The following is a 19,064-nucleotide window of genomic DNA, read 5'->3' on the forward strand; positions in this document are numbered from 1 at the left end:
CCCGCCCCCGGATCCCGAGTGGTGCGGGCGTCGGGTGGCCTCGTATATTTTTAACACACCCCCCCCCCCACACCCCCCCGCCCACCGGCGGGGGGCTTCTCCCGTTTCCGGGCCCGGACGAGGGCGCCGGGTGCCGCGTCCGTTCTGGATTGCGGGCCTAATGGATGAAATGCATCTGTTTCGGGTATATCCCGTCCTGCCGCTCGGATGGCCGCCAAACGGGTGGGACCCGGCCATAAGCGCAGGTGTCGCAGTATGACCGGCTCAGGATCGTGATTCCTTTTTGTCAGATCTTGTGCCCAGACTGCCCGGCACCCCGGCAGCCGACCGCGAAGGAGAGCCGGATGGGCCGACAGTTTCCCCGCACGGCCGCCGCCCTGACCGTCCTCGTGGCCGGGCTGCTGACCGGCTGGAACGCCCCACTCTCGGTGGCCCAGCAGTCCCCTGACGCCTGGTCGGGGGAACGCCGGGCGGTCCTGCCCTCCGGCCTCTCCGTCCAACTCGAATTCGCCGCCACCCCGGGCACCGAGGTGGCCGCCGCGGCCGGCGAACTGGCCGACCGCCCCGGCGGGGGGCGTGCGGCCGGGCCGTACACGGACGGAATGCACCCCGGAAACCCCGCGCAGACCTTCAGCGTCACCGAGAACCGCCCGCAGGCGGACGGATCCTGGCGCACCGTCGGAACGCTCCGGCTCGCCTTCTCCCGACCGGTCCGCAATCCCCGGCTGCACCTCAGCGGACTGGTCGCGCTCGCCACCGGGAAGTCCGGCACCACCAGCACCGCGGCCCGGCTGACCCTCACCGGCGGCTCACCCTCCGCCCCCACCCTGGTCAACCGCACCGACTGGCCCGGCTGGACGGTCGACGCCAACGCCCTCGCACCCGTCGGCGCCGACGGCAGCTCCGACGGCGCGGCCGGCTCCGCCTCCGAGGGCACCCTGGAACTCGCCGGCACCCTGCGCACCGCGGTCTTCCGGGTCGAGCAGCGCTCCACCGCCCGGGCCGGCAGCACCACCACCCCGCCCGTCCTGCGCCAGGCGTACACCGTCACCGTCGACGAGGACCTCGGCACCGCCCCGCAGAACTACGGCAACGCCTCGCACGTGCTCTCCGACCTGTTCCTCGGCGCGGACGCCGCCAACCCGGCGCACCGCACCCGACCCCGGTCCGCCGACGACCCGGGCACGGCCGACCGGTCGACCGGCGAGCCGCTGGTCCAGCTCGACCACGGGGCCGGCCGGCGCAGCGTCTTCACCAGCCCGCCGCCGCCCAAGCTCCAGCCCGGCCGCGCCGAGTACCAGGGCGCCGACCCGTCGATCAGCTTCCCCACCGAGGCCGCGATCGGCCGCTACTACCGGCTCACCGTCCCGGTGGCGGTCGGCGACCAGCCCGCGACCCTGGCCGGCTGGATCGACTTCGACCACAGCGGGCGCTTCGACCCCGCCGAGCGGGTGCAGGCCGAGATCCCGGCCGGCGCCGACACTGCGACCCTGGAATGGACCGTCCCGACCGGCGCCGCCTCCGGCGACACCTGGGCCCGGCTGCGGATCGCCCGCGACGCCAGCCAACTCGTCCCCTCCGGCGGCTTCGCCGACTCCGGGCAGGTCGTCGACCAGCGGATCAAACTGACCGTCGGCGCCGCCCGGCCCGAGATCGCCGAACCCGTCGACGGCGCCGTCCTCGCCGAGGCCCGCCCACGGATCCACGGCGACGGAGCGGTCGCCGGCGCCTCGGTGGAGATCCGGGACGGCGACGCCACGGCCTGCCGGGCCCGGGTCGAGCGCGGCGGCGGCTGGTCCTGCCGGCCCGATGGAGCGCTCACCGCGGGCCCGCACGCCCTCACCCCGGTCGAGATCACCAGCGGTGGCGTGGTGCTGCGCGGCGACGCCGTCCGGGTCACCGTGAAGACGGCGCCGCCCGCACCGCCCGTCCTCACCCTCCCGGAGTACACCAACGACCCGGGGATCCAGCTCACCGGCACCGGCGAGGCGGGCAGCACCGTCGCGGTCACCGACCAGGCCGCCGAACTCTGCCGCAGCGCCGTCCGGGCGGACGGCCAGTGGTCCTGCCTGCCGGTCGAGAACCTGGTGGACGGGCGCCACCTGCTCACCCCCGTCGCGGTCGACGCGGCCGGGAACCGGACGGCCGGGCAGGCGGTCGCGCTGGTCGTCGACACCGTCCCGCCGGACAAGCCGGTGCTCGGCTCGCCGGCCGCCGGGGAGACCCTGCGGGTCAGCCGGCCGACGTTCACCGGGCGGGCCGAGCCGGGCTCGAAGGTGCTGGTCACGGCGCGGGCGGGCGGCTCGGCGGCCTCGGGGTCGGCTTCGGCCTCGGCTTCGGGTGCGGGTGCGGGCGAGCGGACGGTGCTGTGCGGGGTGACGGCGGCGCTCGACGGCAGCTGGACCTGCACCGCCAACCGGGACCTGACGGACGGGCAGCAGTGGCTGGTCGTCACGGCGACCGACCTGGCGGGGAACGGGGCGGCGGCGGATGCGGTGCCGGTGCGCGTCGCGGCGGCGCCGAGCCCGTCGGCTTCGGCATCGGCTTCGACTTCGGCATCGGCGTCGACTCCTGCGGTGCCGAGTGCGGTGGCGTCGACTCCTGCGGTGCCGAGCTTGGGGGCGTCGGTTCCCGTGCGGCCCAGCCCCGCAGTCTCGGTGCCGACCGTGCCGACCGTGCCGAGCCCGTCGGCGTCGGCATCGGTGCCGGTCGGGCCGAGCCCGAGCGTGGCGGTGCCGGTGTTGCCCTCGGCCGGTGCTTCCGCGCCGGTGGCCTCCTCCGTACCGTCCCGTCCCGCGACGTCGCCCACGTCCACGTCCACGTCCAAACCCACGTCCACGCCTTCGAGCCCGGTCACCTCGTCGCCGAGCCCGGTTGTGGGGGCGACGCCCGTTGCATCCGTGCTCGCGCCGGCGCCGGCGGGGCTGCTGCCGATCGCCGTTCCGGCGGTCGCCCGGCCGCCGGCGGCGGTGGCCGGGCCGTCCGTTGCTTCAGTCACCCCCACCGTCCCGACCGTCCGGATCGCCCCCACCACCACCTCCGCCGGTTCCGTCCCTCCGACGCTCCGTACCGTTCCGTCCCTGGGCGCCAGCCTGTCCCGGGCGGCCGTCGGCGTCATGGCGTCGTCACCGTCACCGTCACTGACACCACCTCTGACACCGCCTCCGCCTCCGTCACCGCCACCGTCATCGACGCCGGTGGCGGCCGAACCGCTCGGGTCCGCCGGGGAGGATGCCGGGCCGCTGCCGGCGCCGCCGAGCGCGTCGCCCGTGGGGGCGGCCGCGGAGGCCTCGCAGGCGGCGGCCGCGCGGTCCACCGCGAGCGGCTGGCGCGGTGGGGTCGCCGGTGGCCTGCTGGTGCTCGCCGGGATCGGGCTGATCACCCGCCGGGTGTTCGCCCGTGGTGACGGTGTCCGGCGGCGCTGACCTGCGCTGAACCATCCCGACTACCCGTTCATGTGCCTGCGCGTCAGGTCGGCTTCGGACGATTCGTCAGCAAATGTCGACACACCTCATCATAAATGTCGCATTTGATGACGTATGAACTTAGCCTGATCTTGGCACTGCCCGTCAGATCCGGGCCGCCCGTTGCGCGACACACCGACCCCGAGGATCCGTGCATGGACGTCACCCGCGATTCTTCGCAGCGACCCGACCACCTGCCCCAGGTACTCCCACCGGCCTTGCCGGAACGTTCCGCCTCCGGCGCGAGCCCGCTGGCCAAGGCCACGGCCGTCAAGACGGCCAAGCCGCTCGGCCCGGTCGACGGCGGCCCCGCGACCACTCCGCTGGTCGTCGTCCCCGGCCCGGCCACCGGCGCCTCCGCCGACCTGCGCGATCCGCTGGAGGCGGCCGCCCCGGCGACCGTCGAGATCCCGGAAACCACCCAGGTCGGCGCCCCCACGGCCGCCACCTCCCGCCGCCCCCCGCGCGCCGACCAGGCGGTCCGCGAGCACCGCGCCACCGCCCTGCCCGGCTGGATCGCCCTGCTGGTGGTGCTGGTCGGCGTGGCAGGCGTGCTGCTGATGCTGCTGCGCGACGGCGTCATCCCGTACTGGGACGCGCTGCCCGACCTGCGCAGCGCCGCCGCGCAGGCGAGCGGCCAGGCCGAAGTGGACGCCAAGTCGGTCGCCGCGGTCAGCGCGGTCGGCCTGCTCGTGGTGTTCGCGCTGGCCGGGCTGCTGGCCAACGCGGGCGGCGAGACCCGGGTGCTGACCCGCTGGGGCCGCTACCGGGGCACCGTCCGCCGCACCGGCCTGGTCTGGGTCAACCCGCTGCTGCGCCGACGCCGGGTGGACGTGCGGCTGCGGCACTGGCGCAGCGAGCCGGTCAAGGCGGTCGACCGGACCGGCACGCCGATCGTCGTCCGGCTGCTGATCGTCTGGCGGGTCAAGGACACCGCGCGGGCGCTGCTGGCGATCGAGGACCACGAGAGCTACCTGCGCGAGCAGGTCCAGGCGGTGCTCACCCGCACCGCGTCCATCCTGCCGTGCGACAGCAACGCGGCGCCCGGGCCCGCGCTGCGGGACGGGCAGTGGTTCGCCGACGAGCTGACCAGAGCACTGGCCGCCGAGGTCGCCCCGGCGGGCCTGGAGGTCTACTCGGCGCAGCCGCTGGCGCTCGACTACGCGCCCGAGGTCGCCGAGTCGATGCGCCGCCGCCGGCTGGCCGACCTGGACGCGGGCCTGCGGACGGTGCTGGTGGACGACGCGGTCGAGGCGGCGGCGCTCGCCGTCCGGCGACTGGAGCGCGCCACCGCCCACGAACTGGACGAGGCCGCCCGCAGCGCGCTGATGGAGCAGCTGCTGGTCGCCTTCGTCGCCCCGGCCGGAGTGGCCGCCTCGGTACCGCCCCCGGCCGCACGGGCCGGGCGGAAGGAAGGACGACCCGCATGAGGATAGCCACCGGCGCGTACGCCGATCCCGGCCTCGACCTCGACGCCGATTTCGACGCCGCCCTCGACCGGGGCCTGATCGGCTTCGAGGAGAGCACCGGCAGCATCCCCGCGATCGCGGGCTGCGGCTGCCCGAACTGCGCGGCCCGGCCGCACACCGCCCGCCCCGCGACGGCGACCGGCGGCAGCCGAATACACCGCGCCGTGCGGAGTACCTGCCTGGCCACCACCGTGCTGGCGGGCGCCGGCGTGGTCGGCCTGACGGCCGGTGCCGGGTCCGCGCACGCGGCGGCCGGGAAGCAGGGCTGGGACGGGTCGAAGTACTGGTTCAAGAACGGCGCCGGCGAGTGGCGGTGGACCAGCCACTACGACGTCTACGCGAACCGCGCCGGCCAGTCCGGCGGCTCGGGCGGCTCCGGCGGTGCCAGCGGCAAGGCGGCCGCCGTGTCCAACGGTTCGGCCTCCTCCGCTTCCTCCTCCGGACTGCGCCAGGGCTGGGACGGGTCGAAGTACTGGTTCAAGAACGGCGCCGGCGAGTGGCGGTGGACCAGCCACTACGACGTCTACGCGAACCGCACCGGCCAGTCCGGCGGCGGCGCGGATCCCGCTCCCGCCCGGCCCGCGGCCACGCCGTCGGCGGACCAGGCGCCAGCTTCCGGCAGCGTGGAGTCGGCCATCGACTACGCGCTCGCCCAGCTGGGCAAGCCGTACGTCTGGGGCGGCAACGGCCCGTCCGGCTACGACTGCTCGGGGCTCGTCCAGCAGGCCTACCGGCGCAGCGGGATCAGCCTGCCGAGGGTGGCCGACGACCAGTACGCGGCCACCACGCCGATCAGCGCGGGGCAACTGCGCCGCGGTGACCTGGTGTTCTGGTCGGACAGCGGCCGGGCCTCCGGGATCCACCACGTGGGGATCTACCTGGGCGGCGGCAAGTTCGTCGAGGCGCCCAGGCCCGGCAAGACGGTCCGGGTGTCCACCCTCAACTCGGGCTACTACCCGACCCACTTCGGGCGGCCGTAGCGCCGGGGCGCACCGGGCCCCCGACAGCACGCCGCTGTCGGGGGCCCGAAGCAGGACCTGGTCGTCCCCGCGGAGGGAACGGGTGCGCAGTTCGGGCCCGATCTGCCAATCGGCCGGTGCGCCGTGCGCGTTGGCCGTCTTTTCCGGGGCGGATCGCCGACCGCCCGGAAAGTCTCCTGGATTTCGTCGAGGGTGCCGGCGCGGGCCCTCGGATCGGCGGGGCCGACGGTCACTCTGCCGGTGTTACCGCCCGGGCCCGGATTGTTTGCGGAATCGAGGGCCGGGCGCGCGTACTTCTTCCGGCCCTCGTCGTCGAAGAGCCCGTCCCGGGCGGGATTTCCGGCGAGGCTGCCCCCGTGGCGGCTTCGGCGTTGAAGTCCTGTTCCGTGCCCGGTCGTTCGTGGGCCAAGGCTGATCACTGCGGCCGGTGTTCTCAGCCGGGTGGGGTTCGCCGGGCACGGGTGCAGGCTGCGAACGGGCCCGGGTGGGGGCGGGTTCGCAGCCTGCGGGGTGGGGCGGGGTCAGGCGGAGGCGGTGTCGAGGAGGGCGGTCTGTTCGGGGGTGAGGCGGAGCGTGGTGGCTGCCAGCAGGGGCGGGAGCTGCTCGACGGTGCGGGCGCTGGCGATGGGGGCGGCGACCGTCGGCCGCCCGGCCAGCCAGGCGAGGGCGACCGTGGCGAGTGCGACGCCGTGTTCCCCGGCGACGGTGTCCAGGGCCGCCAGCACCTTCGGGCCGCGCGGGTCGTCCAGGTAGCGAGCGGCGCCCTCGGAGCGGGCGCTGTCGACGCCGGGGCCGCCGGGGCGGTACTTGCCGGTGAGGAAGCCGGAGGCGAGCGCGTAGTACGGGACGGTGGCGAGGCCGTGCTCGGCGACCACGTCGGCCAGCGGGCCCTCGAAGGTGCCGCGCGAGACCAGGTTGTAGTGCGGCTGGACGGCGACGTACTTGGCCAGGCCCTCGCGGTCGGCGAAGGCCAGCGCCTCGGACAGCCGCTCGGCGCCGATGTTGGAGGCGCCGACCGCGGCGACCTTGCCCTCGCGGACCAGCTCGTCCAGCGCGGTGACGAACTCCTCGACCGGGGTGTCGTCGTCCCGGTGGGTGTAGTACAGGTCGATCCGCTCGACGCCCAGGCGGCGCAGCGAACCCTCGGCCGCGGCCTTGATGTTGGCCGCGCCCAGACCGCCGGCCTCGGGGTGCATGCCGACCTTGGTGGCGATCACGACGTCGTCGCGGTTGCCGCGGCTGCGCAGCCAGTTGCCGAGGACGGTCTCGGACTCGCCGCCGGTGTTGCCCGGGGCCCAGGCCGAGTAGACGTCGGCGGTGTCGACGAAGTTGCCGCCGGCCGCCGCGTAGGCGTCCAGGACGGCGAAGGACTGCTGCTCGTCGGCCGTCCAGCCGAAGACGTTGCCGCCGAGGGAGAGCGGGAAGACGGACAGGTCGGAGGCGCCGAGGCGGACCCGGCCCGGGGCGTCGCTGTGGTTTCCGGTCATGGTCGGATTCAACCGGATCGCACCGGGCGGCATTCCGCGTGTCGGGCGGACTTCACGAGGATGTCGTACCACCGTTGCACGACCGGGTGGTGGGGGTCGCGCAGGAGGGGTCCGGGGTGTCCGTGAGGTGGGCGGATTCGTTAGAGTCCGTGCCATGGCTGACAACGACTACGACCCCGCCGGCAGCACCCAGATGTTCCGGGCGTTCGTCGACGAGACCCCGGCGGCCCCGCAGGCGCCGGGCACCGTCTCCACCTACGGCCGCAGCAGCAGCGGTGGTGGTGGCCGTACCGGCGTGATCGCGCTGGTCGCCGTCATCGTGCTGGCCGTGTTGGGCGGCGTCATCTGGCTGGCGGTCAAGTGATCATCGCGCGGGTGACCCGGACGAGGGTCACCCGCGCGACGGAAACCGGTGCACCGAGGACCGGTGCGCCGGCGCTCAGCAGGGCTTGCGCCAGGCGTCCAGGTCGAGCTTCTTCTGCATCGAACTGAAGCCGAGCGACTTGGCCTTGGCACAGAACTGGTCCGTGCCGAGCTTGTACTCGACGTGGAACACCGCCTTGCCCGCCTTGACGAACGGCGCGACCCGGTCGCACTCGTCGAACTGCGAGCACTCCTCGTTGACCGCGAAGTCGAAGTCCGGCAGCAGCGCCGGGATCTGGTCGAGGTCGTTCTTCAGGCCGATGGCCAGGCCGCGTTCGTGGGCGAGCTGGGCCAGCATGCGGTTGTACTTGACCTGGTCGTCAGGGGTGAGCGGGAAACCGCTGTTCTGGTTGTAGGCCTCGATGGTGTCCGGCTCGATGGCGTCGAAGCCCTTGCTCTTGCACATGTCGAAGCGGGCCGCCATCAGCGGCTTGAGCTGGTCGAGCTTGCGGATGTCGAACCACTTCTCGCCCTTCCAGCCGGTGTCGGAGCCCTGCAAGGACTTGGCGAAGGCGGCGGAGTCGGGGCGGAAGTTCTCCCAGGAGCCGGCGTTGATGTAGCAGATCACCTTGCGGCCCTTGGCGTGCAGCGCGGCCACCACCGAGGCGTCGTTCTCGAAGCCGTCGATGTCGTAGACCGGGACGTCCACGGACTGGTCGACGGTGCCGCCGAGCTGCCACTGCCAGGCGAGGCCCGGGGTGGGCTGCCAGCGGGCGCCGGCCGGCTGCGGGGCGGTGGTGCCGCCGGGAGTTCCGCCGGGGGCGCTGGGGGTGCCCGGGGTGCCCGGGGTGGTGGTGGCGCCCGGGGGCGTGGTGGCGCCGGGCGCGGTGGGCGAGCCGGGGGTGCTGGGCGTGCCGGGGGCCGGGGGCGTGCTGGCGGCGTCCGACGGGGTGCCCGGGGCGGTGCTGCCGTCCGGGGTGGTCGGGGCGGTGGCCGCGGGCGGGCTGCTCGGGGAGCCGTCGGCCGAGGAGTTGTCGTCGTCCGAGCCTGAGCTGCTGCACGAGGTCGCCAGCAGGGCGGCGGCGATGGTGATGGCGACCGGCAGGAGCCGGGTACGGCGGTTCACGGTAGTCGAACTCCGGATCAGGTCAGGTCAGTTCAGCAGCGGTCAGGCCGTAGGGCAGGGTGCGCCAGGGGTTCTCCCCGGCGCCCGGTACGGCGCAGCCGACGCCGGCCCGGCGGGCGGTGATCAGCGCGGTGGCGTCCTCGGCGTGTTCGGCCGGGACGTCGTACACCAGGTGGCAGAAGCGGGAGGCCGCGTGGCGGCCGGTCCACAGCGGGAGCGTCATCGCGCGGTACGTGTCCCAGTCGCCCTCGAAGGTGACCAGCAGGTCGGCCAGACCGACTTCGGCGTACCCCGGGTCGGGGTGCTCGCCGTGGCCGAAGACCACGGTGCCGCAGCCGGCCGCGCGCGCGGCCGTGGCCAGCCGCCGGTAGTGCGCGAGGGCGCCCGGGTGGGTGGCCACCTGGTCGAGGTAGACACCGGTGATGTCGTGGCGTTGACGGTAGGTCAGGATGTCGGAGACCACCGCCGCGTGCGGTCGGCGGCCGTAGTCGGTGTCGGTGTAGCCGACCAACGGCACTCCGGCCGCGCGGAGTTGGTCGGCGGCCTCGGCGAAGACGTTGTCCGGGTTCTCGCCCGGCCCGTCGGCGAGGTTGAGCACGACGGCGGCGATCCGGCCCGGGTCGGCGGCGGCGACCGCCTGCCAGGCCGCCGGGTCCACCGCGGGGTGGACGTACAGCGGCACCAGCAGGCGGCCGTCGGGGATGATCCCGCCGGTCATGCGACGACCGGTGGGCAGGCGGGCTCGGCGGTGCTGAGCCACAGGTCGCGCAGGGTGTCGGCGAGGTCCGTCTCCGGGTGCCAGCCGAGCTCCCGGGCGGCAGCCGACACGTCGGCCTGCTGCCAGGAGACCGCGGCCGAGCGCTCGGAGCCCGCCCCGCTCTCGTCGATCCGGCCGGCGAAGCCGGCCGCGGCGACCAGCCCGTCCGCGATCGCCCGGACCTGCCGGGCCTGCCCGGAGGCGAGGTTGAGCACCCGGGGGAGCGGACGGTCCGCGGCGGCGGCCAGGCCGACCGCGCGGGCGATGTCCCGGGCGTCGACGAAGTCGCGGTAGGCGGAGAGGTCGCCGACCGTGATCACGCCGTCGGCGCCCTCGGGCGCCACCCGGAGCAGCTCGGCGGCCAGCCGGCCGGGCAGCGAGCCCGCCGGTGCCCCCGGGCCGACCGGGTTGAACACCCGCAGGACCACGGCGTCCAGTGCCGAGCCGGCCACCGCGAGGGAGCCGGCCAGCTTGGTCGCGCCGTACACGCCGACCGGGCGGGCGTCGGAGTCCTCGGACAGCGAGCTGCCCGCCGGACAGACGCCGTACTCGCCGGCCGAACCGATGTGCACCAGCCGGGTCTTCGGGGCGCCGAGCTGCAGCGCCTCGCAGAGCACGGCCGGGCCGCGCGCGTTCACCTCGGCGAGCTTGACCGCGCTGCCGGCCACCGCGCCGGCGAAGTTGACCACCACGTCGGGTGCCAGCGCGGCCAGTTCCTCGCCGAGCGGGCCGGCCTGGGCGGTGGCCAGGTCCAGCCGGAGGTCGTGGGCGGGCCGCCGGCCCGCGGTCAGCACGGTGGCACCGGGCAGTGACCGCAGGACGGCGGTGGCGTGACGGCCGAGGAAGCCGTCGCCGCCGAGGAGCAGGATTCTCACGCGGCCCGTCCGTCACTCTGGGCGCCCGCGGTGGCGGGAGCCTCGGCCGTGTCGTCCGGGGCGGTGCGGGCGGCCGGGATCGGCAGCTCCGCCACGCCCTGGCCGGCGCCGGCCGACTCGAAGGGCATCAGCACCGGTCGGATGGACGAGAACTCGGCGTTCGCCCGGTCGTAGTCGTCCGGGCGGCCGATGTCCAGCCAGTAGCCGCCGAAGTCGTAGGCGGCGGGCGGGGTCTTGGCGGCGAGCAGGTCCAGCACCAGCTCGTCGAAGCCCAGCGGCAGGCCGGGGGTGTACTTGGCGAGTGCCGAACGGGACACGCCGTACACGCCCATCGAGACGCGGTAGTCGATGCTCGGCTTCTCCTGGAAGCCGGTGATGCTGCCGGACTCGGCGGTCAGCACGCCGAAGTCGATCTTCACCTGACGGGCGTAGGTGGCGATGGTGAGCGGCGCCCCGGACGCCTCGTGGTGCTTGAGCACCCCGGCGAAGTCCAGGTCGGTGAGGATGTCGCCGTTCATCACCAGGAAGTGCTCCGGCAGGCGGTCCTGCATGGTGAGCAGCGGGCCCATGGTGCCGAGCGGGCTGTCCTCGACGGCGTAGCCGACCCGCAGCCCCCACTGGGAGCCGTTGCCGACGTACGCGCGGATGATGTGGCCGAGGTGGCCGATGGCCAGGGTGACGGTCTTGAAGCCCGCGGCGGCGAGCTGGCGCATCACGATCTCCAGGATCGCGTGCTGGTCGCCGATCGGGACGAGCGGCTTGGGAAGGGCGGTGGTGTACGGGCGGAGGCGGACGCCCTTACCGCCGGCCAGGATCACTGCATGCATGGTGTTTCCCCCACGGAAAGGATGTGCAGGACACGAACCTTGGTTACCAGGACGGGCATTGATCGGTACGGCGGTCAGACGTTGTAGATGTCGGTCTTGTAGCGGGCCAGGTTGGCCGGGTCGCGGAAGAACTCGATGGTCTGCTCCAGGCCCTGCTCCAGGGTGAACTGGGGGGCCCAGCCGGTGGCCTCGCGCAGCCGGGTGGCGTCCGCGACCAGGCGCATGACCTCGGAGTTGGCCGGGCGGATGCGCTGCTCGTCCTCCTTCACCAGGAGGTCGACGCCCATCAGCTTGCCGACCAGGGAGACCAGGTCGCCGACCGAGATCTCGCCACCGGTGCCGGCGTTGAAGGTCCTGCCGACCACGGTCTCGGCGGGAGCGGTGCCGACCGTGCGGAACGCGTGCGCGGTGTCCTTGACGAACATGAAGTCGCGGGTCGGGCGCAGGTCGCCGAGGGTGATCTCGGTCTCGCCGGCGGCGACCTGGGCGATCACGGTCGGGATGACGGCGCGCATCGACTGGCGCGGGCCGAAGGTGTTGAACGGGCGCAGGGTGACGACCGGGGTCTCGAAGCTGGCGTGGTAGCTGTCGGCCAGCCGGTCCCCGCCGGCCTTGGAGGCGGCGTACGGGGACTGGGTGTTGATCGGGTGGTCCTCGGTGATCGGCACGGTCTGCGCGGTGCCGTACGTCTCGCTGGTGGAGGTGTGCACCAGGCGCGGGATCTCCTGGTGGCGCACCGCCTCCAGCACGTTCAGGGTGCCGGTGACGTTGGTGTCGACGTACGAGTGCGGGGCCAGGTAGGAGTACGGGATCGCTATCAGGGCGGCCAGGTGGTAGACGGCCTCGGTGCCCTTGACCAGGCCGTTGACCGAGCCCGGGTCCCGGACGTCGCCGAGGACGATCTCGACCGAGTCCAGCACCTCCTTGGACAGGGTCTCCAGCCAGCCGAAGGACGAGAAGGAGTTGTACTGGACCATCGCCCGGACCTGGTGCCCGTCGGCGACCAGGGACTCGACGAGGTGGGAGCCGATGAAACCCTCGGCTCCGGTGACCGCGACGCTGCTCATGCGTGATTCGCTCTCTCGATTTTGGGAACGGCCGGACTCCCGGTGGCGACCGGCCGGTGGTGGTTCAGCTGTGCCGTGAAGCGTGTTGAGGTGAAGCGCGTTCGGGTGAAGCGTGTTCGGGTGAAGCGCGTTGTGGAGCGTGTTCGGTGAAGCGGGTCCAGCGGTGCACGCGAATTGGGCGTGCGTGATTTCGGTGTTCGGTGTTCAGCGGTGCTGGGTGGTGCGGCCGAGCGCAGGCCCGGCGATGGCGGTGAGGAGCAAGGCGGCCGCCCCGCAGCCGATCAGCTGCAGGACGATCGGATCCGCACCGGTCAGCAGCCCGGCGCTCTCGGCACCCGCGGCGGCCAGACAGATGAGGGCGGTGCTCCAGCTGAACCCGAAGGCGTTCAGCAGCAGCGCCAGCCAGAGCGAGCCGCCGAGGAGCAGCATCGCGCCGAGCTGCGGCACGCCGAGCGCGGGGGCGCCGGGCCACAGCACGGTCGTGGCGGCGTCCAGCGCGGCCACGGTGGTGAGGTAGATGAACAGGCAGCCGAGCAGGATCCCGCCGGTGCGGCGGGTGAACTGCCCGCTGGTGTGACTGGTGCGCAGTGCGGCCACGGCCATCGCCCGGTAGCGGAAGAGCAGCCACTCGGCGAGACCGAGACTGAGCGTCAGCGCGATCATGGCCGGTCCGGTCGGGGTGGCCTTCGCGCCGTGCGCGGCACCCGTCTGCACCGCCTGGTGGATGGTCTCGCCGAGACCGGCGATCAGCGTGAGGGTGCCGCACGCCAGGCCGAACAGCAGGTGCGGGACCTCCTGGCGGATCGGCAGTTTCAGCTCGACGGACTCCTTCTCGCCGCCCCGGATGCAGAACAGCAGCTCCCGGGCGGCCAGGCCGACCGCCAGCACCAGCGAGACGAGCAGCACGACCGTCCGCACGACCTGCGGGACGTCCGCGGCCAGCACCACGCCCGCGCCCACCGAGGCCGGAACCAGCGCCAGCAGCAGGAACTTCTCCCGCCCCAGCACCAGCAGGACGGTGGCCGCGCCCAGGTACAGCGACTGCCCGGCGGCGAAGAAGAGCGCGCCCAGCGGCCCGCCGACCACGTACGCCGCGGCGGACGCGACCAGTGCGCCCAGCGGCGCCCCGAGGGCCAGGCAGATCGCGGCCTCGCGGCGCCGCAGCCGGCCGAGCCAGCGGTACGAGCGGTGTGCCAGCGCCTGGTTGAAGCCCCAGCTGACCAGCGTCGCGACGGACAGCGCGAGCATGCCGGAGGGCAGGCCGAACCGCATCCGGGTGGCCGCGAACAGGTTGGCGCCGAGCAGGTAGCCGAGCCCGGGCAGGGCGAACACCAGGCCGCGCACGACGCAGCGCCAGGGGTCGGCCCGCCACGGGTTGGCGAACTCGGAGCTCGGGCCGGGGTAGCGGCGCTCGACCTTCTCGAACAGCTCCTCGGCGAGGGTGAACGAGTCGGGGCGGCCGTACAACAGGGCGGCCTGCTCGTCGGAGAGGCCGTCGGACTCCAGGAACGCGGCGATCTCGTACGGGTGGACGGCATCGGCGCAGATGTCGTGCAGCCGCTCGGCGAGCTCGTCCAGCGGGTCCGCGGAGAGGTCGAGCTGCTCCTCGGGCTCGGGCTGGGCCGACGGGGTGGGGCGGCGGCGCTTGAGCGGCAGGGTGCGCAGCTGCATCGTCCGCTCGGAGCCGCCCTCGTCCTCCACGAGCCGCAGGGGGCCACTCATGCTCCCACCCCGCTGCGCTCGGTGGCCGCTTCGCGGTACACGCACCTGTCGATGGTTCTCTCGCTCCGCTCGTTCACGCGCCCACCTCGCTGTGCTGGGGCTGGGCGGCGGCGAGCTGCTGGTCCCAGTCGGTGGTGGGGGTCTGGTCGGTGACGGCCACCACGCCGTCCGGCATCCAGCGGGCGGTGCCGAGGAGTTCGGTGTAGATGCCCCGGAAGCCGTCGATGTTCTGGCGGAGCGTGAACTGTTCGATGACCCGCAGCCGGGCCTGTTCGCCCAGGCGGGCGCGCCGCTCGGCGTCGCGCAGCAGCTCGATCGAGGCGGCCGCCATCGGTTCGGGTTCGCGGGGTGGGACGACGAGTCCGGTGTCGCCGACGGCTTCGCGGACGCCGCCGACGTCGGTCGAGACGGTCGCGCGGCCGCAGGACATCGCCTCGATCAGGGTGAACGGGAAGCCCTCGCTGATGCTGGAGAGCATGACCACGTTGCCCGCCGCGTACGCGTCGGTGATGTCGGCGACGCGGCCCTCGAAGGCCACCGAGTCGGCGATGCCGAGTTCGGCGGCCAGGGCTATGCAGCCGTCCCGGTAGGCCTCGCCGCCCTTGGGAGTTCCGCCGAAGAGCCGCAGCCGCGCCTCGGGGATCTCACGGTGGACGATGGCGAAGGCCCGGATCAGCGTCTCCAGGTCCTTGATCGGGTCGACCCGGCCGGCCCAGCTGAGGGTCGGCGTCTCGGGTTCGGGCCCGGCGGGCGGGAAGGCCGCCGGGTCCACGCCGTTGTAGACGGTGCGGATGTGGGCGGACGGCGTGCCGCCGCGCTCCTCCCAGCGCCGGTTGTACCGGTTGCCGGGGGTGACCAGCGCGGCCTGCCGGTAGCTCTCCTCGGCGAGCATCCGGTAGAAGCCGAGCAGCAGCGCCTTGACCGGCCAGCGGTACGGGCCGGTGCGGTAGCCGAGGTAGCGCTCGCGCAGGTAGATGCCGTGCTCGGTGAGCAGAAACGGTACGCCGTACTGCTGGGCGGCGATCAGCCCGGGCAGGGTGGCCAGCCCGCCGCTGGCGGCGTGCGCGACGCCGCCGGTGGGCGGTTCGACCGAGAGCGGCCGTAGGGCGTGCTCCAGCAGGTCGGTGGCGTTCAGGGCGTCGTGCATGGTGGGCCGGGAGACGGCCGTGGGCAGGTAGTCCCGGGTCCAGACGTGCTGGAGGGTGCGCAGGGCGCGCTCGCTGCGCAGCGCCGGGCTGAGCAGCCCGCGCCGGGCGAGGTCGGCGAAGCCGTACAGCTCGGTGCCGAAGTGGGTGGTGTAGACCGGATCGAGGATGGAGTGGAGGAAGCGCTCGTACGCGTTGAGGAAGCGCCGCATCTCCTTGCCGCGGGGCGGTCCGGCCTCGGAGGCCGGGCCCCACAGCGGTGCGGTCGTGACCGACCGCACGTTGGCGGGCAGCTCCCAGGCCAGCGGCTCCTGGCCGGTACCAGTGACGGCGATGACGTCGAAGTCGACGTCCGGCATGCCTTGAACGAGCTGGTCGCACCAGACACTCACACCGCCGTGCTGGTGCGGATACGTCCCCTCGGTGAGCAGGGTGACGCGCATCTCCTGTCCCCCCTCCTGTTCCTTGCTTCGGTGTCCGGTCTGGGTGGCCGGAACGGGACCCGAGGCAGGGCCGGACCGGGCGACCGGCCCGGCCCTGCCATCGGATGCTGCGGGCTACCGGTTGCCGGAGCGTCCGGTGGTACTGGTGCCGAGCGAGGCCGCCCCCCCGGTGGCCTTACCGCTCTTGGCGGCGGCGGTGCCGCCGTTGCCGTTGGTGGCGACGTCCTTGCCGGGCACCGGGGTTCCGCTACCGGGGACCAGGGTCGGGGCGCTGGTACGACCGGTGTCGCTCGGGCCCACCGGGACGGGAGTGGCGACGCCCTGCGGGACGACCTTCTTGTCCGCCGGGGCCGGGGCCGGGACGGACTTGGCCGCGACGCCGGGGGCGACGGCGGCCGGGGCGGCCGGGGTGCCGGCCGAGGGGAGCTGCAGGGAGACGCTGCTCTGCAGGGTGCCCGGGGACACCCAACCGGAGATCGTACCGGCGTAGGACGAACCGAAGGCGGTCGATCCGATGACCAGCTTCTGAGAAGTTCCGGTCGGCATGGTGGCCTGGACCTGAACACCGGCCGGAGCGTTGACCGTGACGGTGTTGCCGACCCGGTAGCCGGTGACCTGGCCGGCCGAGACGGCCGAGTTCCAGGCGGCGCGGCGCTGGAACTCCTGGCCGATCTCGCGCTCGCCGAGGTTCACGATCGGGGTGTTGTCGGCGTGCAGCGACCGGTAGGTGCCGAGGATCTTCTCCAGCACCGGGTAGAGGATCCGGTCCTCGGACAGGTTCGACTGGTGGATGAAGTGCGGCCGCGGGTCGTTGCTCAGCACGTGCCCGAGGTCGATCCGGGCCTCCAGCGGCACGATGTACGACTGGAAGCCGGTGTTCGCGTCCAGCGGCTGCGTCAGGCAGGTGGAGTTGGCGTTGTTCTCACAGACGCCGCTGCCGCCGTTGGCCTTGCTGGTGTAGATCCAGTTGTACTCGTCGGCCTCCTCCTTCGCCGTGCCGGCGTTGTAGAAGACGTTCATCGGGTAGCGCGGCACGGTCAGCGTGGACGAGCCGACGGCCCGCTGGGCGGGCTCGCGGGAGGCGTCGCTGCCGGTGAACTTGATGCCGTTGGCGGCCAGCGCCGGCGCCAGGTTCGGGTTGTCGCTGGTCTCCTGCGGGGCGGTCAGCAGACCGGAGTGCTCGCCGGTGACCAGGGCCTGCGGGTCGACCTTCAGGCCGTTCTTGGCGGCCCAGTCGAAGTTGTCCTTGATCTGGCCCGAGATGGTGTTCTGGTCGGTCCAGACGGTCTTGCCCGCGGAGTCCTTGGTGCAGCGCCACGGCACCACGGTGACGTCCTGGACGCAGCCCAGGTACGGGTGGCTGTAGGTGTGGTTGACCCAGCGGTAGCTGTTCTGGTCGGCGATCATCTGGTTGACCGTGGGGTCCACCGTGGTCTGGTGGTCGGCCTTCCAGTCCTCGCTGCCGCCACCGTTGAACACCATGTCCAGGGTGAAGTTGTTGGCGGTCTGCCACTGCTTGAGGTGCTGGGCGTCGTCCGGCGTCATCCGGATCGGGTTGGCCGTGTCCGGGGTGCCGGGCGGGCAGGTGACGTCGCCGGGGGTGCACTTGAGCACGGTGTCCCAGCGGTCGTCGGCCAGGAAGACGTCGTCCACGTGGGCCGCGAAGTAGTTGCGGTCGTAGCCGAGGTGGACGCCCTGGGTGATCCAGTCGACCATGCCGCGGGCGAGCAGGCGGTACTGCTGCTGGTACTGGTTGTAGACGAACGTGACGACCAGTTCCTTGCGGCCGTCGTGCGTGTACTCGCCGACCAGTGAACCGCGCGAGGTGGTGCTCGGGATCGCGGCGTCGACCAGCGGGACGAACGAGGCGCCGGCCGGCAGGTTGGCCAGTGGCGTGGCCAGGTAGCCGTAACTCTCGCTGACGGTCGGATCGTTGTCCTCGAACGGCACGCTGCCCTTGAGGTACCCGAACGGGCCCGAAGTGCCGGCCGTGGTGGTGGCGCCCTGGAATCCGTCCAGCGTGCCGTAGTAACCGGGATTCACCGCGTAGTTCAGCCCCACCGCAGGACTGGCGAACGTGTACGCGTCGATCTGCCGGATTCCGAATGCAGCTTCGTAGCCCGCGATGGCCGTCATCTCGGCCGCACTGTTGGGGAAGGGGTTTTCGTTGGGAAGGACGATGCCCTGGTACTTCCCGCGGGGCTGGCCGTTCACCGTGTCGCTGAGGAAAGCGGAGTTGATGATGGGACGGTTGGTGTCGTTGAGGTTGACGACCTTGTACGGGGTGCCCTGGTTCTTGAGTTCGGCGGTGATCGCCGCGACCGACGGGCCTCCGTCGTCGATGACCAGGATGGTGAGGTCGATCCTGGGCGGCGTGTCGCCGTGGGCCAGGGTGGTCTGCAGGCCGCTGGCCAGCAGAACTGCCGCCGCGCACGCGGCAACTCTTCGGGTCGCTCGACCCATGGTGATCCTCCCCTTGGGTAGGCGCCTCGCTGCTCAGCGCTCGCCTGCCCTGTAGCTGTTCGCGGGCAGCAGGCTGCCCGGCGCCCATCCTGGTCGAGGGGGGCCTCTGCGAGGGACCAATTGGGCGAGAGTGCAGCGAACCTGTTACCAACGTTCATGGCGAAGCCATGAAGGCGCCGATTGTGACCGGAACCGGACCGGCCATGCAAATAATGAATTGAGAATGAAAAAGCGGAAGCTGAGAGCTACACCTGGTTACCGCCCGTGCGGCTTGGGCGGACCACCGGACACCTGCACTGTCGTCGTCGCGCATGACACTCTTGCACATCTTGCCGACGCCTTGGGCAGGTTCATGCAATATCGGGCACCGCTGTGCCATGTGACAGTCCGAATATGCAATGGAGGTGCACGCGCGGCCGATCGGCGGACCGAGTCCGGTGCAATCGGGGCCGGGCGGAAAGCGGCGCCGGAGCCGGTCGAACGGCGCTGGTCGGGCGCAGTCCCGGGCTGCCGCGGTAAGGCCAACGCCCGTGATCCCGGCGGCTATTGGACGGCCGGGCGGGCGGGCGCCGCGGTGTGCTGTGGCCCTGTGCAGTGATGGCCTGAACCATGTCGTTGCCGACGACTTCGGCCCCCGCGCGCACGCCGTCGGCGCCGACCGCGGAACCGTCCTCGCCGACTACCTGCGCGTCGTCGAACGCGCCGCCGAACTCGTCGTCGAACGCGCCGCCGCAGTGGTCGGCCGGGCGATGGACGACGCCGTCGCCGCCGCCGGTCGCGCCGCCGGGCCGGCCCCCCCCGGGTGCGCTCCCCGGGCGAGCTACGCCCACGGGGGAAACGCCCGCACGGAAGAAGGGCCGCGGGCGGGGGGGCAGC

General features: G+C 72.9%; 13 protein-coding genes and 1 pseudogene. 5 read left to right on the forward strand and 9 right to left on the reverse strand.

Annotation, left to right across the window (positions count from 1 at the left end; all coding sequences use genetic code 11):
- Positions 1-344 precede the first annotated feature (344 nt).
- The 3 genes from ACFV6D_RS27340 (at position 345) to ACFV6D_RS27350 (ending at position 5,913) form a co-directional block, all read left to right on the forward strand.
- Positions 345-3,425 carry an Ig-like domain-containing protein gene (locus ACFV6D_RS27340; protein WP_380561420.1) on the forward strand — a complete coding sequence of 1,027 codons (3,081 nt, stop codon included), beginning with the start codon at positions 345-347 and terminating at the stop codon, positions 3,423-3,425.
- 257 nt (positions 3,426-3,682) lie between these two features.
- Entirely contained in the window at positions 3,683-4,894 is a 1,212-nt protein-coding gene (locus ACFV6D_RS27345) for an SPFH domain-containing protein (RefSeq protein WP_380561422.1), read from the forward strand.
- Positions 4,891-5,913, forward strand: coding sequence for a C40 family peptidase (locus tag ACFV6D_RS27350; RefSeq protein WP_380561424.1), 1,023 nt, complete (start codon positions 4,891-4,893; stop codon positions 5,911-5,913). Before ACFV6D_RS27345 ends, ACFV6D_RS27350 begins: the two co-directional genes overlap by 4 nt.
- Positions 5,914-6,434: 521 nt before the next feature.
- On the opposite strand, the gene ACFV6D_RS27355 is transcribed toward ACFV6D_RS27350, so the two are convergent.
- Entirely contained in the window at positions 6,435-7,400 is a 966-nt protein-coding gene (locus tag ACFV6D_RS27355) for an aldo/keto reductase (protein WP_380339914.1), read from the reverse strand.
- Between the two features lie 154 nt (positions 7,401-7,554).
- On the opposite strand from ACFV6D_RS27355, the gene ACFV6D_RS27360 reads away from it, so the two are divergent.
- Positions 7,555-7,764, forward strand: a complete 210-nt coding sequence (locus ACFV6D_RS27360; protein ID WP_063348621.1) for a hypothetical protein — start codon at positions 7,555-7,557, stop codon at positions 7,762-7,764.
- A gap of 75 nt (positions 7,765-7,839) precedes the next feature.
- On the opposite strand, the gene ACFV6D_RS27365 is transcribed toward ACFV6D_RS27360, so the two are convergent.
- The 8 genes and pseudogenes from ACFV6D_RS27365 to ACFV6D_RS27400 all read right to left on the reverse strand — a co-directional run bounded on the left by ACFV6D_RS27365 (position 7,840) and on the right by ACFV6D_RS27400 (position 18,188).
- Positions 7,840-8,889, reverse strand: coding sequence for an endo alpha-1,4 polygalactosaminidase (locus ACFV6D_RS27365; RefSeq protein ID WP_380561426.1), 1,050 nt, complete (start codon positions 8,887-8,889; stop codon positions 7,840-7,842).
- A gap of 22 nt (positions 8,890-8,911) precedes the next feature.
- On the reverse strand, positions 8,912-9,607 hold the full coding sequence (locus tag ACFV6D_RS27370; RefSeq protein WP_380426974.1) for a spherulation-specific family 4 protein: 696 nt from the start codon (positions 9,605-9,607) through the stop codon (positions 8,912-8,914).
- Entirely contained in the window at positions 9,604-10,521 is a 918-nt protein-coding gene (locus ACFV6D_RS27375) for an NAD(P)-dependent oxidoreductase (protein WP_363370633.1), read from the reverse strand. Before ACFV6D_RS27375 ends, ACFV6D_RS27370 begins: the two co-directional genes overlap by 4 nt.
- Before the next feature lie 125 nt (positions 10,522-10,646).
- Positions 10,647-11,348: pseudogene (locus ACFV6D_RS27380) on the reverse strand (NDP-sugar synthase); the annotation flags it as partial.
- A 74-nt stretch (positions 11,349-11,422) separates the two neighbouring features.
- Positions 11,423-12,415, reverse strand: coding sequence for a GDP-mannose 4,6-dehydratase (locus ACFV6D_RS27385; protein WP_063348624.1), 993 nt, complete (start codon positions 12,413-12,415; stop codon positions 11,423-11,425).
- A gap of 204 nt (positions 12,416-12,619) precedes the next feature.
- Positions 12,620-14,137, reverse strand: a complete 1,518-nt coding sequence (locus tag ACFV6D_RS27390) for a hypothetical protein (RefSeq protein WP_063348625.1) — start codon at positions 14,135-14,137, stop codon at positions 12,620-12,622.
- Positions 14,138-14,210: 73 nt separating this feature from the next.
- Positions 14,211-15,725, reverse strand: coding sequence for a GT4 family glycosyltransferase PelF (gene pelF, locus ACFV6D_RS27395; protein WP_079135759.1), 1,515 nt, complete (start codon positions 15,723-15,725; stop codon positions 14,211-14,213).
- A 114-nt stretch (positions 15,726-15,839) separates the two neighbouring features.
- Entirely contained in the window at positions 15,840-18,188 is a 2,349-nt protein-coding gene (locus ACFV6D_RS27400) for a hypothetical protein (protein WP_380339903.1), read from the reverse strand.
- A gap of 581 nt (positions 18,189-18,769) precedes the next feature.
- Between ACFV6D_RS27400 and ACFV6D_RS27405 the strand changes: the two genes are divergently transcribed.
- Positions 18,770-19,064: hypothetical protein (locus tag ACFV6D_RS27405; protein WP_380561428.1), on the forward strand; the 295-nt coding region annotated here is incomplete at its 3' end.

Source organism: Kitasatospora sp. NPDC059812, assembly GCF_042732075.1.
Taxonomy (GTDB): Bacteria; Actinomycetota; Actinomycetes; order Streptomycetales; family Streptomycetaceae; genus Kitasatospora.